Raw genomic sequence first — 13207 nt, 5'->3', positions numbered from 1 at the left:
CGTAAGAGCACCAATCCCCTCTTGCTCCCAACGACGAAGGGCGCAATGCTTGAGCCTATTCGCACCTCGAGAAAACCCATGCACAACGCCTTGAAATGCACGCTGTTAAGCCTTTCGCTGTTGGTCGCGGCAGACGCCTGCGCGCAGGCATCGAGCTTGGCGAAGTGCACGCACAGCGCCAATCTGCTGGCCTGCGTGGACCCCGACGGCAACGCTTACAGTGTCGCCACGGCGGGCAGTACGACCTACATGCGCGGATTTGAAGTGAGCGGTAAACGCTATTGGGCGCAGACCAGTAGCCGTTATGGCCAACTGACGTTCTTCACCGGCTTGGCGTCGGATGGCGAAGCCTGGGTCGGTTACAGCCGCCGCGTTGGCTGGACCACCCTCAATCGGTTTTCCAGCTCTGGCGGCTCCAGCGGAAAGTTCACCTGTAGCCGACTGACGGGCTGCTAGACCCGCGATTTTTGCTGCGACTGCTGCCAGGCCATGTAGCTGTTCAGCGGCGGATTCTTCTGAAAATAGCGCTGCAAACCTTCAAAAAGACCGTCGGCTACCGCTTTTTGATGCCGCGCCGTCACCAGCCTCTGACTGTCGCGGGCGTTGGAAATGAAGCCGGTTTCGACCAGGATCGACGGCACATCCGGTGACTTCAACACTGCAAATCCAGCCTGTTCCACGCGCTTCTGATGCAACGTGGTAATGCCCGCCAGGCTGCCAAGTACCGTGCTGCCAAGCTGCAAACTGGCGGCGATGGTGGCGTTCATCGACATGTCGAGAATTACCCCGGCGAGCATCGGATCCTTGTCCTTCAAGTTGAGCAGACTGGTCGCCCCCAGCAAGTCCGCGCCGTTTTCCCGTTGCGCCATGAAGCGCGCCGTGGCGGAGGTCGCGCCCCCTTCGGACAATGCGTAAACCGAAGCGCCAGACGCCGTGAGCCGTGGCGCCGCGTCTGCGTGCACCGAGATGAACATATCGGCTTTGTGCGTACGGGCGATCTCCACACGCTTGCGCAGCGGCACGAAGAAGTCGTCGTTGCGCACCAATTTCACATCGAAACCTTTCTCGCGCTTTAAACGCGTGGCCAGCAATTGTGCGATGGACAGCACCACGTCTTTCTCGCGCTCGCCTTTGGCGCCAATTGCACCGGGGTCCTTGCCGCCATGGCCAGGGTCGACCACGACAATGATGTCGCGCTTGGGGTGAGCCTTGTCAGCCGGTGTTTCACGCTGGACCAAAGGTGCCGCGGCAGCGATCTGCACGGGTACGGTGTTGAGCAGGTCGAGCACCAGACGATGGCCCTGCCCGTCCTGCGGTGGCAGTTGAAAACTGTTGAGCCGCACCGGACCGATAAGGTCGAGCACGACCCGCGTATCGCCGTGCCCGAAGTGCCCTGAACGGATCGAACGAATCACCGTGTTGGTGAGCGCTAACTGACTGAAGTCACCGCTGAGCTGCGCGCCGCTCAAGTCGATGATCAGTCGCTCGGGCGCGCTCAACGAGAAGGTTTTGTACTGCACCGGCCCGCTCAGATCGAGTACCAGGCGAAGCTTGTCATCCGTACGCCAGAGCCGTGCATTGCGGATCTGCGTCGCCGACACGCCGAAGGGTAAAACCAGCGTAGCGCTGGCCAATAACAGGTTGAGCAATTGTCGCCTGTGCATCGTGAGAGACCGCTCGAGAAAAAGACATCGTCGACTTTATAGTTATAATATAACATGGCAAACTATTTCCAACGATGGACCTGCTCATGAATGCGCTGACTCTGCCGGATATCGCCGCGCAGGCCTCACGCCAAGCCTTGCCACTCGAATGGGTGGGCATGTGCGGCATTGCTCTTCCTGTTGTATTCGACGGCCAGCGATTGAGCGCGAAAGCCGATGCGGGCGTCAGTCTCGATGATGGCGAAGCGCGTGGCATTCATATGTCGCGGCTGTATCTGGCGCTGGAAAAGCTTGAGCAGGAAAGCCTCACACCGGCGTTATTGCGGCAAGTTCTGCAACGTTTCCTCGACAGCCACCAGGGTTTATCCAATGCCGCTTACCTGCGCATTCACGCTGATTTACTGCTCAAACGCCCAGCCTTAATCAGCCCTTTGGCCGGCTGGAAAAGCTATCCGATCAGCATCGAAGCGCGTTTGGAAAACACAGTGTTCCACGTGGAACTTAAAATTGATGTTCCTTATTCGTCCACGTGCCCCTGTTCAGCCGCACTTTCGAGACAACTTATTCAGCAGCAATTCATCGATGACTTTGCCAACAAGCCGTTGCAGCACGCCGACGTTTTGACTTGGCTTGGATCATCAAAAGGCATCGTCGCGACGCCCCATAGTCAACGCAGCAGTGCGCAATTGCGGCTAAGACTGGATGACTATCTGGACGATCTGCCCTTGATCGCGGCGATCAATGACACCGAAGCCGCGCTCGGCACCGCCGTTCAAACCGCAGTCAAGCGTGCCGACGAACAAGCCTTCGCTCTCGCGAATGGTCAGAACCTGATGTTCTGCGAAGACGCTGCACGACGTTTGAATCTGGCGTTGAAACGCTCTCCCGGCATCAAGGCATTTCAATTGCGCGTGGTTCACGCTGAAAGTCTGCACGCCCATGATGCGGTCGCCGAAAGTCGTTGGAACTGGGAGGCCGCATGATTCGCTGCCAAGGATTACGCTGGGGTGCTCCTGGCCAACCACTGACTCCCGCCCTCGATTTAAATTTTCCCAGCGACAGCCTGACGGCAATCATCAACGCCAATGGCTCGGGCAAAAGCAGCTTGTTGAAAGTCATCGCCGGACTGCAAAAACCGCTGACTGGCAAAGTTGCTCTCGACGTTTCAACCCGGGGTAATTTGTCTTTTATGCCCAACAACAGCACCTCGACCGACAGTTCCCCATCAGCCTGCAAGCGTTGGAAACACATCCACACCTCGCGCACAACGAGGGCCGAACGCTGGTCGTGGTGTGTCATGACCTGGCTGCGGTTCGCCAGCACATTGCTCAAGCATTGCTGATCAAAAATATGGGCTGCGTCCTGGCACCGAGCCATGAACTGATCCTCCAGCAACCATTCACGCAGGTGGCGTAATGCTCGTCGCAGCGAAGAGCACACCATGATCCGCATGAATCCGTCCGGCGATTTGCCGCGGATTGCCGAGTCTGCCTACGTCGATAAAACCGCGATTATCTGCGGCAAGGTTGTGATTGGCGAGAATGTGTTCGTCGGTCCCTATGCGGTGATCCGCGCCGATGAAGTCGACGATTCGGGCAAGCTGGAACCCATCACCATCGGCGCCAAGACCGACTTGTCCCAGTTCCCGTCGATCAGCGTCAGCGCCTCGGAGTTTTCCGAGGACGTGGCGCGAACCAACGTCGATCTGGTGCGCGACTACAAAGCGCTGCAGAACGAGTTTTGAGCACGAACAACAGGATCCGCCGCGGATGAGTGTTGAAGCAGGATTGAAGCGCAGGCTATTGCTGGCAAGAGCAGGGCCTTGCCAGCAAAAGAGATCAGGCGCGAGGTTTGACCGTCCCGCAATCCTGTCCCAGCCACACGGCGCGTGTATCCATGCTGCCCTTTTGCTGAATGCCAGTGGCGTTGAACGTGCCGTTGACCGTGGTGTTGAATTCGCGGTCGCTAAGGAATGTAGCAACCCCGGCGCCCTGGGCTTTCGGGCAGCTGAAGCGGAACTTCCATTGGTTCCCGCTGCGATCGGTGACCTGCTGCGTACAACCCGATTGTGGGTCCTGTAGTGGAATGGTATCGGATTGAACCTGCGCCTGGGTCAGGCACACACGAATCCCTTTACCGCCCATGGTGATGCCTTGTTTCTCCAGCGCGGCCTTTTGTGCCGGCGTCATCTGGCTGCCCAACTGGCTAAGGATCAACTGCAGATCCGGCAGGTTCTGGTCATCGACCTTCATGTTGCTTGAGGTCAATTCCCACAAACCCGGTTGCAGCATCTGCGCCTGAGCGGCCACAGGAAGCGATAAGCCAACAGCCATGGCCAAACCCAGCAAACGTACGTTCATCAAGTAACTCCTAGACAATAGTGGCCGTTAGACGCCGCCAATCTACTTCGGTTGCATGTCTAATTAAATAGCGACATTCATCGTGGAACATGGTCTGTTAAGCATTGAATTGTCAGGAGCACGGTTGCCCCATGGATTTTTTTGGACCCCATCTTTTCGCGTATCTGATCGCGCTCATCCACTCACTGGGCACGATAGCCGCCATACACGCCGTATTGACCGTCAGGACCGCTCAAGGCTCGATTGCCTGGGCCTTGTCACTGGTCTTCATACCTTACCTGACGCTTATCCCTTATCTGGTCTTCGGTCGCAGCACCTTCGACGCTTATATCAAGGGGCGTCGACAGGCCAACGAAGAAATGCACAAGGCCATCGCCGACCTGAACTGGCGTCCGTGGATCGAGGAAGCGCTGACCGCACGCGCCTCTAAGGCCTACGCCTCGTTGCGGGCGATGCCGAAGCTGGGACGGATGCCGTGCCTGGCAAACAATCGGGTGCGCCTGTTGATCAACGGCCAGGCAACCTTTGATGCGATTTTCGAAGCGATCCGCGCCGCCCGCGAAGCCGTGTTGATTCAGTTTTTCATCGTCCATGACGACCAGCTCGGCCGATGCCTGCAAACACTGCTAATGGAAAAATCCGCGGAAGGCGTCGCCATTTACCTGCTCTATGATCGCATCGGCAGCCACTCCCTGCCTCACAGCTATGTTCAACCCTTGCGCGATGCCGGGGTGCAGGTCGAAGCGTTTGCCACACGCAGTGGCTGGCTCAATCGGTTCCAGGTGAACTTCCGTAACCACCGCAAGATTGTCGTGGTCGACGGTGTGCAGGGCTTTGTCGGCGGGCATAACGTCGGCGACGAATACATGGGCAAGAAACCACCGCTGGCACCCTGGCGCGATACGCACATTGCCGTCAACGGCCCCGTGGTTGCGTGCATGCAGGAGTCGTTCGCGGAAGACTGGTTCTGGGCCTCCCGCAAACTGCCACCGCTGATACTGCCTCAGAGCTACCCCGATGACGGCGTGCTCTGCCAACTGCTGGCCAGCGGCCCGGCGGACCCTTACGAAACCTGCTCGCTGTTTTTCGTTGAAGCCATCCACTCCGCGACCGAGCGCGTGTGGATCACCAGCCCGTATTTCATTCCCGATGAAGCGGTGTTTGCCGCGTTACGCCTGGCGGTGCTGCGTGGTGTCGACGTGCGGCTTCTGCTGCCATCGCGACCGGATCACCGGATCGTCTATGCCGCCTCCAGCCTGTACGCCTTCGAAGCCGTACGCGCCGGGGTTCGGGTGTTCCGTTACCAACCGGGCTTCTTGCATCAGAAGGTCGTGCTGATCGACAGCGAGATCACTGCCATCGGCAGTGCGAATCTGGACAACCGTTCGTTCAGGCTCAACTTCGAAGTCATGCTACTGACCGTCGATAGCGAATTCGCCAATGAAGTGGAACACATGCTCAACGACGACTTTGCTCAGGCCCACGAAATCGCCAAAGGCGAAAGCCGGAAGACCCACCGCCTGCAACAGCTTGGCATGCGGGTCGCCCGGCTGATCTCGCCGATCCTTTAAGGGTTGTAGATGTCGTCACGCGTCCACGGGAGCTCATGGCTGCCGTCGGCGTGGGTCTTGACCGCGAGGATCTGGTGCAAGTTGATCCAGCCCCGCGCGAACGCATAGGCGCAGCCTGCCAGGTACAGTCGCCAGATCCGCAACGCCTGCTCAGGCACCTCTTTGGACGCAGCTTCAAGGTTGTCCTCGAGCCGCTCGCTCCAGTGGTCCAGCGTGCGGGCGTAATGCAGACGCAGGCTTTCGACGTCGACGATCTCCAGCCCCGCTTCACTGATCTCGGCCGAAATCATCGACAGGTGCGGTAATTCACCGTTAGGGAATACGTAGCGCTCGATGAAATCACCCGCACCGCGTCCGACCGGCCGGCCATCCGTGTGCTTGGCGGTAATGCCGTGGTTCATCACCAGGCCGCCTTCACGCACCGCACCGAACAATGTCTTGCAGTACTGGGCCAGGTTGGCGTGGCCGACGTGTTCGAACATGCCGACACTCACGACCTTATCGAACCGTCCATCCTGGGGCAGATCGCGGTAATCGAGCAGTTGTAACTCAACCTGATCCTGCAAACCTTCAGCGATCACTCGTTCCCGGGCCAGCGCCAACTGCTCTTTGCTCAGGGTGATGCCAAATACTTTCACCCCGAACTCCCGCGCTGCATAACGCGCCAACCCTCCCCAGCCGCAACCGACATCCAGCAGGTACTCGCCGGGTTGTAGCCGTAGTTTGCGACACAGGTGGCGGAATTTTGCTTGTTGGGCCTGTTCCAGGGTTTCGCTGCCGGTTTCGAAGTAAGCGCAGGAATACGCCATGTCACTGTCGAGCCAGAGCTGATAAAAAGCATTCGAGAGGTCGTAGTGATAGGAGATCGCCGCTGCATCGGTGGCTTTGTCATGGACAGAGCGCACCGGCTGCTTGCCGTCAGCATCATCCAGCAACGCTTGGCTCCACTCATCACATATCCGGATAACGTCGCTGATCTGCCCTTCAAGTTCGAGTTTGCCCTCAACGAAAGCGGCGCCCAGCAGGTCGAGGCTTGGGCGGGTGAATTGAGACACCATTTGTGGGTCCTTGACCACAATCGTGACGCTGGGCGCAGGGCCCAGATTAAATTCATGGCCGTCCCAGAGTCGCAAGCGAAGCGGCAATTGCAGATTCTGTAAGGCCGGTGGCAGTTGCGCGAGCATGAATAGTCCCCCTTGTTTCAGACGTCTGATTTGAGGGTAGACCATTGTGGAAAATTAGCTGGCTATCGATTTAATAGCCTTTTCCTATGAGTCACGACGGGGCAACAAGCTGTCGTAAACCCACTGTTTCAGCCACGTGACGGCCTGAAGAGGTGCGCCCTCTCAACAGTTGACTGTCAATTGTGCGCGCAGTTCGACAACGCTTCAGCCTCCATTGGTCATGTCGTTCAGTTAAGAGATTCAGAACACGACGTATGACCCGTACGTAGCAGCTGGCGAAGCCTGCTGCTACGAGTCGCGTTACGAACTGACCGGCATTAAGGCCCCTCAACCCTCTTCTTTCAACTTCAGCAGCGGCTCCTGGAACCGCAACAAACGCCCGGCATTGCCCAACACCAGCAACGTGCTCAGGTTATGCAGGACCGCCGCAATCATCGCCCCTGCCGCTCCCAGCCAGCCAAACGCGGCGAACGCGACGATCGCCAGCGTCCAGCCCAGACCAATGATCACATTGACCTGCAAGGTCTGCCGGCACTGGCGGCTCAAGCGTACGCAGGTGCCGAGTCGACGCAGATCGCTACCGATCAACACGATGTCGGCCGAGGCCAGGGCGATGTCTGCGCCGCCCGCGCCCATGGCCACTCCGACCACACCAGCCTTGAGCGCCAACGAATCGTTGATGCCATCGCCGACCACCATCGGCCGGAAACCATTGTCGATTTCAGTCAGGACGCGATTGAGTTTGTCTTCCGGCAAGGCTTGCGCCTCGACATCGCTGATACCAACCTCATGGGCCAGGCTGTGGGCGACGCTTTGTCGATCACCGGTCAACAACAACTGCCGGCCAAGGCCCAGTTCGCGCAGTTCTCTCATGGCAAAACGCGCTTCCGGTTTGACGCTGTCCGCCAGCAGCAACCACGCGAGGAAGCGCCCATCCAATGCCAGACCGGCAATCGGCCCGTCATGCTCCGGCACCGTCGAGGTGGCGATGCCCAACTGCGCAAACAACTCGGGTCGACCCAGCGCCGCTTCACCCTGCTCGGTCATCGCCACCACGCCCAGGCCCTGACGTTCACGGATGTCCGACAGCAGCAGGAAATGCTCTTGAGCGACTAACCCGGCCAATGCCCGACTGACCGGGTGGCTGCTGGCCGAGCCGAGGCTGGCGGCCAGCTTCAGCAGCGTGCTGCGGTCCTCGACCGGGCTGTCGATCGACTGCAAACGCAACGTGCCGAACGTCAGGGTGCCGGTCTTGTCGACCACCAGCGACGTCAGGTCCGCCAACTCTTCGAGGAACGCCGAGCTGCGAATCAGAATGCCGTGGCGCGCCGCCACCGCGATCCCGGCAATCGCCGTGGCCGGAGCCGACAGCACCAACGCACACGGGCACGCGGCAACCAATACCGCGAGCATCGCTTGCGCATCATTGGTGACGAACCAGGTCACCGCGGCCAACAGCAACACCAACACCATGTAACTGCCGGCATAGCGTTCCAGCAAACGGGTGATCGGTGGCTTGGAGCGCTCGGCACTTTGCATCAGCGCAATGACTTTGCCGAGGGTCGATTCGTTACCGGTGCGAGTCACTTCCAACCGCAACAAACCATCGAGGTTGATCGCCCCGCCGAACACTTGCGTGCCGACGCTGGCCTCAAGCGGCACCGACTCACCGGTAATCGGTGCGGTGTCCAGGCTCGCTTGGCCGGACAACACCCGCCCATCGGCCGGCACTCGATCGCCTGCGCGCACTTCCACTATGTCTCCGGCCTTCAACGCAGCATTGTCGATTTCGATAATCGAGCCATCGGCCTGAACCTTGCGCGCATGGCTGCGCGTCAGACGCCCCAGCGCGTGGATCGCTTCCTGAGAGCCAATCACGCTGCGCTCTTCCAGTACGTGACCGAAGATCATGATGATCGGCAACAAGGCCGCGGTCAGCAGATCGCCCGTCGCCCAGGCGCCCATCATCGCCAGAGCAATCAGTTGATCGGTGATCCCGTGCAGACTCGGGTAACGCAGGCTGTACCAAGCCGAACGCATGACCGGAACGGCCACCAGCAACGACGCCAGCCCGAGCAATAACTGGCTGACACCGGTTTGCTCCGGCGACAACCAGCGCCAGACCAGCCCCAGGCCGAGCAAGCCCAGAGCGAGCATCGCCAGGGTCAACTGACGTGCGGCGCTGCGTTGTTCAGCCGTGCTCAACATGCTTGGCGCGGCGGCAGTTTGAGTTGTCATTGTTCGGCTCCCTGAATGATCAGGCGGGAATCGTCTTTAGGGTTGACCGTGGTAACCGAGCCGGCCTGACCGAGAATTTTCGGCATACGCTCGCGATAGATCCGCAGGAGCATTTCCGGGTCGCTGCCCTTCTGTTGCGCCTGCGCCAGGCTGAGCACCGTGGCGGTGTCAGCCGACGCTTTGGCCAGGCGCTCGCTGGCTTGAGCGTGAGCCACTTGCAGTGTGCGGTCAGCTTGTTGGGTCGCGGTCTGAGTGAGTTTTTCGGCTTCAGTACGTGCGTTCGCCACGGCTTTATCCGCCTGCTGACTGGCGGTCAGTACCGCGTTGAAAGCATTGACCGCAGGTTCGGGTAGACTCGATTGCACGTCGACCCGGGCAACTTCGATCCCCAGTCCCTGCCCCGTCGCGGCCAGCTCGGCCAAGCGTTGATTGATCCCTTGCACCAGATCACCGCGCAGACGCTCGCGACGTTCGGCGGCCTGATTGTTGTCGGTACCGATCAACTCCGGCCGAGCGACCAGAATAGTGTCCAGGTCTCGTGCAGCCGTCAGCGCCACCGCACTGCGAGTCACCAAACGGTCCAGCGCCGGCAGCACATGTTCACCCTGCAGGACGAAGGCATAAGGCTCGGTCACTTTGTAAAACACCCGAACATCCAGTTGCACCACGCCCGAATCGCCAGTGAGCAAATACCCCGAGCCGGCCAGCGCATCGCTCAACGGCGTCGCGAAACTCGCCACCCGCTCACCTTGCAGCGCAGCATCGGAGCGCAGCAAATTTTCCACCCGCCGCTCAATCACCCGATCCGCCGCCGGCAACAAGATCACCTGCTCGAACGGACGCGGCCACGCCAACAGCAAACCGGCGTTCTGAATGCGATCCAGTGCGCCAAAGTGCAACACCACGGCGCGATTCTGCGGATCAATCTGCCGCACATTGGAGAAAGCCCAGGCCAACGCCGCCAACACCGTGACGGCATAGAGCGCGAGAAATGCCAGACGCCCCGCCTGAATCCACGGGCTGTCGAGTTCATTTGTTCCACGTGGAACCACACTCATGGCTGCGACCCAGACTTGTTATCCAGCGTCGGCGGTCCATCAACCAACACTCGGAATGGCGCAGCATCGGTACGCAGAATCAACTTTGTGCCCGGTTTTACCATCGTGTCCAAGGTGTCCAGCGAGCGCAGCAAGTTGTACAACTGCGGCGACCCCGCGTAAGCCTTGCCGTAGATTTGCGCGGCTTCAACCCGCGATTGGGCCTCGATATCCGCGGCCTTCACCGTGGCGTCGGCCTGGACGATCCGCGCATCGCGCTCGGCAGCTGAACGGATTTGCGCCGCCTCGCGCTTGCCGATGGCCGTGCGTTCAGTGGCGATGGTTTCACGCTCGGCGCGCATACGATCGACGGTGGCGGTCAGGGTCACTGACGGCAGTGTCAGCCGTTCGATACCCACTTGCAGCACACGCACGCCGTAAGTGGTCAGCAGTTGCTGATCGATCTGCTTGCGCAGTTGCGCCTCGAAATCAGCGATATGCACTTGGTTGGCGTCGGTGTTCACCAGGTTGGCCAGGTCGAAGCTGCTGGCGGTGGTTTCCAGCGCGGAGCCGACAAACGTACGAATCTGCCGCGCTGCTTCGTCCGGCTGGTTCTGCACCGCTCGCATGAAGCGCTGCACATTGTCCGGATCACCCTGCACCTGCCACGCGACATAGGCCTGAACGATGATCCGCAAACCATCGCGTGTGCCCACGTCCTGCAAGCCGCTGGAGGTGGTGCGCAGTCGCAGGTCTACCGGGATCGCCGCTTCGAACGGTGTCGGCCAGCGCCAGCCGAGGCCAGGCTCCAGCAGTACCCGCGAAGGATTTCCGAAACGGGTAATCACCGTCGCCTCGCCCGAACGCACTTGCACCAGGCTCGCCGCTGCAATGGCAAACAGCACCAGCAGCGCTGCCCAGCCCATCCGCCGCCACGGGAACGGACCCGCCTCTTGCGGGTCGCCATGGTGATGATGGTGGTGGCCGTGATGATGCCCGCCATGGCCATGGTCGTGGCCGGCGTGGTCGTGATGATCATGCGGCTCGTGGGAATGCGACGGGCTCAATTGGCGGCTCCTGACTGAACGGGTTGACGTGACGGCGAAGTGTCAGTCGGTAAGGTGGCGGGTAACGTGTAGCTGCGTAAGTCGATGGTCGGTGTATTGTTGCCGCCAAGACGATGGTCGAGGACCAGTACTTTAGCGTTGGCTAATCCTTGGCTCAGTTGTGCGAAATATTGCTCCAGCACAAAGGCCCGACCGGCAACGGCGTAGGCTTTGCGCTCGGCAGCGAAACGCAGGTCGGCGGCCTCGGCCGTAGCGTTGACTTCGCGGGCCGTGGCCAGCGCCTGGTCATGGGCGACACTGGCCTGCAATTGCGCCTGATTGGTCTGCTCGGCAGCCGCGCCACGCTCGCGGGAGATCAATGCTTGCGCGCCGATCTGCGCCGCTTGCACGCCGTGATAGGCGTTGGCAGCTCCGGCCGGAGGGTGAATGGCTTCGACGACCGTGGCGAGGATTTCCACGCCGCTGTCGAGTTTCTGCAAATCAGCCTGCACTGCACGACCAATGTCTTCGGCGAGCCCGACCCGATCGGCTCCAAGCAAACCGTCGAGGGTCCGTGAGGCAAAATCGTGCACCAGAATCCGGCTGGCGGTGCTGCGAATCAGCGTCGGTACATCGGCGCTGTTGTAGGTTGCCGCCAACGCAGCCTGATCGCTCAAACCAATGCGGTAGACAAAACGCACATCCATGTTGACGATCTGGAAGCTCTGTTTATCGTTGCTGCTACTGGCAATCACCTGGGACTTGTCATTCACGTGGCTGGCGTCCCACAAGCGGTTGGCAATGGCCGGCGCGGGCCCTTCCGCAGGATCGGCCACCGTCACCGCTGGCGCGTCACCGACGCTGGTCGCCAATTCGTGAACCACACCATTTTCAACACTCAGGACCCGCCCCAACGGCCAAGGCAAACCAGCGTGCAAACCCGGGCCAAACACCTGCACCGGCCTGCCAAAGCGCTCGTAGATCCCCCGCCCTTGCAGCGGTATTTCGTGGATCCCGGTGAGCAGCCAACCTACGAACAGCACCACGGTCAGCACAGGCAAGAAGGCCCGACGCATGTAAGTGAAAGCCCAGATCTGCCGCAGGTCGATGCCAAAGCGGTTATGCAATTCGTGCTGCAACACCAACAAAGGTTGTGGCGGCCAGCGCAACATGTCCGCGACAAAACTGCGCGCAAGCAACGTCGGTTCGAGCAGATCGCGACGCGGACTGAACAACGACAACACCGCACGCAACAACAACTCCGCGGCGACCAGCCCCGGCAGTAGACCGATCAACACCGCCAGGCGCACCGGCCAAACGGCAGTTTCGCTGCTGAACAACAGGCAGAATGCGCCGGTCACCAGACAGATGATCGCCACGCGAGTGAGCTGCGCCAACTGCCCGGCCTCGGGCCATTCAGCGGGATTTTCCTGAGTCAGTTGACGCTCGCACACCAGCAAACCGAACGCCAGCAGCAACGAGATCGCCGCCCCAACGCTGGCCGAAAGGCCCAGCGCAGCGGCGGGTAATGTCAGGTTCCAGTATTGTTCGAGGCTGAACATCGCCAGCAATGACCAACCGGCCAGCCACAACGTCGGCGCGCCGATCTGCGCCAGCAACCTGATCCAGCGCTCACCCGCTCGCGCCAACAGTCGCTCATACCAGCCGAGCGCCTCGGTGGGTCCGGTCTGTTGCGCAGCCAGCACAACCACCGGTTCAACCAGCGCCCGCGACCGCCATTGGGTGATCCACCAGGCCGATTGCAGACCGGCCACCACCACGATCAACGCCGAGGACTGACTGACCAATAGTGGCGGCCAGAGCGATTGCGGTGCAAACAGCCCGATAAAAAACGCCAACAACAATCCTGCTGCTGCGAGACACGCCAGGCCGATGCCCACCCGCTTCAACCGACGTCCGTGAAACACCGCCTGCTGAAAACGCGGCAGTCCTTCCACGTTCGCCCCCTCAGCCTCCAGATCGACTTGCATACCACCTCAGTACTTGCTGTTACGTGAACCAGGCCTGTGGATAAGTCGTCAGGCCGTTGCATTTTTTGCAAATCGTTATGATATAACGATGGTAGTGATTTTTTGGCTCCCCGCCC

Annotated in this window: 11 protein-coding genes and 1 pseudogene; 5 read left to right on the top strand and 7 right to left on the bottom strand. The window is 60.0% G+C overall.

All coding sequences use genetic code 11. The annotated features are described in order from the left end of the window. Positions 1-78 precede the first annotated feature (78 nt). Positions 79-456, top strand: coding sequence for a hypothetical protein (locus tag HK44_RS22840; protein ID WP_019694349.1), 378 nt, complete (start codon positions 79-81; stop codon positions 454-456). Here HK44_RS22840 and HK44_RS22835 read toward each other — a convergent pair. Next, complete coding sequence (locus HK44_RS22835) at positions 453-1664, bottom strand: N-acetylmuramoyl-L-alanine amidase (protein WP_019694350.1); 1212 nt, start codon at positions 1662-1664, stop codon at positions 453-455. The genes HK44_RS22840 and HK44_RS22835 overlap by 4 nt on opposite strands. An 86-nt stretch (positions 1665-1750) precedes the next feature. Here HK44_RS22835 and folE2 point away from each other — a divergent pair, with 86 nt between their 5' ends. The 3 genes and pseudogenes from folE2 (at position 1751) to HK44_RS22820 (ending at position 3408) form a co-directional block, all read left to right on the top strand. Beyond that, a complete protein-coding gene (folE2, locus tag HK44_RS22830; RefSeq protein WP_019694351.1) occupies positions 1751-2647 on the top strand; it encodes a GTP cyclohydrolase FolE2 in 897 nt (298 codons plus the stop codon). Further along, positions 2644-3080, top strand: a pseudogene (locus HK44_RS22825) (ATP-binding cassette domain-containing protein). Before folE2 ends, HK44_RS22825 begins: the two are co-directional and overlap by 4 nt. Before the next feature lie 25 nt (positions 3081-3105). Continuing rightward, on the top strand, positions 3106-3408 hold the full coding sequence (locus HK44_RS22820; protein WP_019694352.1) for a carbonate dehydratase: 303 nt from the start codon (positions 3106-3108) through the stop codon (positions 3406-3408). Positions 3409-3502: 94 nt separating this feature from the next. Here the strand turns inward: HK44_RS22820 and HK44_RS22815 are convergent, their stop codons facing one another. Beyond that, on the bottom strand, positions 3503-4024 hold the full coding sequence (locus tag HK44_RS22815; protein WP_019694353.1) for a DUF3617 domain-containing protein: 522 nt from the start codon (positions 4022-4024) through the stop codon (positions 3503-3505). 131 nt (positions 4025-4155) lie between these two features. Between HK44_RS22815 and cls the strand changes: the two genes are divergently transcribed. Next, positions 4156-5595, top strand: a complete 1440-nt coding sequence (gene cls / locus HK44_RS22810; RefSeq protein WP_019694354.1) for a cardiolipin synthase — start codon at positions 4156-4158, stop codon at positions 5593-5595. On the opposite strand, the gene cfaB is transcribed toward cls, so the two are convergent. The 5 genes from cfaB to hflK (HK44_RS22785) all read right to left on the bottom strand — a co-directional run bounded on the left by cfaB (position 5592) and on the right by hflK (HK44_RS22785) (position 13091). Continuing rightward, the gene (gene cfaB / locus HK44_RS22805) at positions 5592-6779 is read right to left on the bottom strand and encodes a C17 cyclopropane fatty acid synthase CfaB (protein WP_019694355.1); all 1188 of its coding nucleotides are present in this window, start codon (positions 6777-6779) and stop codon (positions 5592-5594) included. The genes cls and cfaB overlap by 4 nt on opposite strands. Positions 6780-7106: 327 nt before the next feature. Further along, entirely contained in the window at positions 7107-9017 is a 1911-nt protein-coding gene (locus tag HK44_RS22800) for a cation-translocating P-type ATPase (protein WP_019694356.1), read from the bottom strand. Next, positions 9014-10075: a protease modulator HflK gene (hflK, locus tag HK44_RS22795; RefSeq protein ID WP_019694357.1), complete on the bottom strand. Its 1062-nt coding sequence runs from the start codon at positions 10073-10075 to the stop codon at positions 9014-9016. Before hflK (HK44_RS22795) ends, HK44_RS22800 begins: the two co-directional genes overlap by 4 nt. Next, positions 10072-11121 carry a protease modulator HflC gene (gene hflC / locus HK44_RS22790; protein WP_019694358.1) on the bottom strand — a complete coding sequence of 350 codons (1050 nt, stop codon included), beginning with the start codon at positions 11119-11121 and terminating at the stop codon, positions 10072-10074. The genes hflK (HK44_RS22795) and hflC overlap by 4 nt, the downstream gene beginning before the upstream one ends. After that, positions 11118-13091, bottom strand: a complete 1974-nt coding sequence (gene hflK, locus HK44_RS22785; RefSeq protein WP_019694359.1) for a protease modulator HflK — start codon at positions 13089-13091, stop codon at positions 11118-11120. Before hflK (HK44_RS22785) ends, hflC begins: the two co-directional genes overlap by 4 nt. Positions 13092-13207: the final 116 nt, after the last annotated feature.

This window comes from Pseudomonas fluorescens HK44 (assembly GCF_000217955.3).
In the GTDB taxonomy this organism is placed as follows: domain Bacteria; phylum Pseudomonadota; class Gammaproteobacteria; order Pseudomonadales; family Pseudomonadaceae; genus Aquipseudomonas; species Aquipseudomonas fluorescens_AQ.
This window is presented reverse-complemented; position numbering and strand designations above follow the sequence as displayed.

Coding starts and splice junctions, on each gene's coding strand:
- HK44_RS22820 (WP_019694352.1), top strand. CDS start 3,106: ATGATCCGCATGAATCCGTCCGGCGATTTGCCGCGGATTGCCGAGTCT.
- HK44_RS22840 (WP_019694349.1), top strand. CDS start 79: ATGCACAACGCCTTGAAATGCACGCTGTTAAGCCTTTCGCTGTTGGTC.
- cfaB (WP_019694355.1), bottom strand. CDS start 6,779: ATGCTCGCGCAACTGCCACCGGCCTTACAGAATCTGCAATTGCCGCTT.
- HK44_RS22800 (WP_019694356.1), bottom strand. CDS start 9,017: ATGACAACTCAAACTGCCGCCGCGCCAAGCATGTTGAGCACGGCTGAA.
- hflK (WP_019694359.1), bottom strand. CDS start 13,091: ATGCAAGTCGATCTGGAGGCTGAGGGGGCGAACGTGGAAGGACTGCCG.
- HK44_RS22835 (WP_019694350.1), bottom strand. CDS start 1,664: ATGCACAGGCGACAATTGCTCAACCTGTTATTGGCCAGCGCTACGCTG.
- HK44_RS22815 (WP_019694353.1), bottom strand. CDS start 4,024: ATGAACGTACGTTTGCTGGGTTTGGCCATGGCTGTTGGCTTATCGCTT.
- folE2 (WP_019694351.1), top strand. CDS start 1,751: ATGAATGCGCTGACTCTGCCGGATATCGCCGCGCAGGCCTCACGCCAA.
- hflK (WP_019694357.1), bottom strand. CDS start 10,075: ATGAGTGTGGTTCCACGTGGAACAAATGAACTCGACAGCCCGTGGATT.
- cls (WP_019694354.1), top strand. CDS start 4,156: ATGGATTTTTTTGGACCCCATCTTTTCGCGTATCTGATCGCGCTCATC.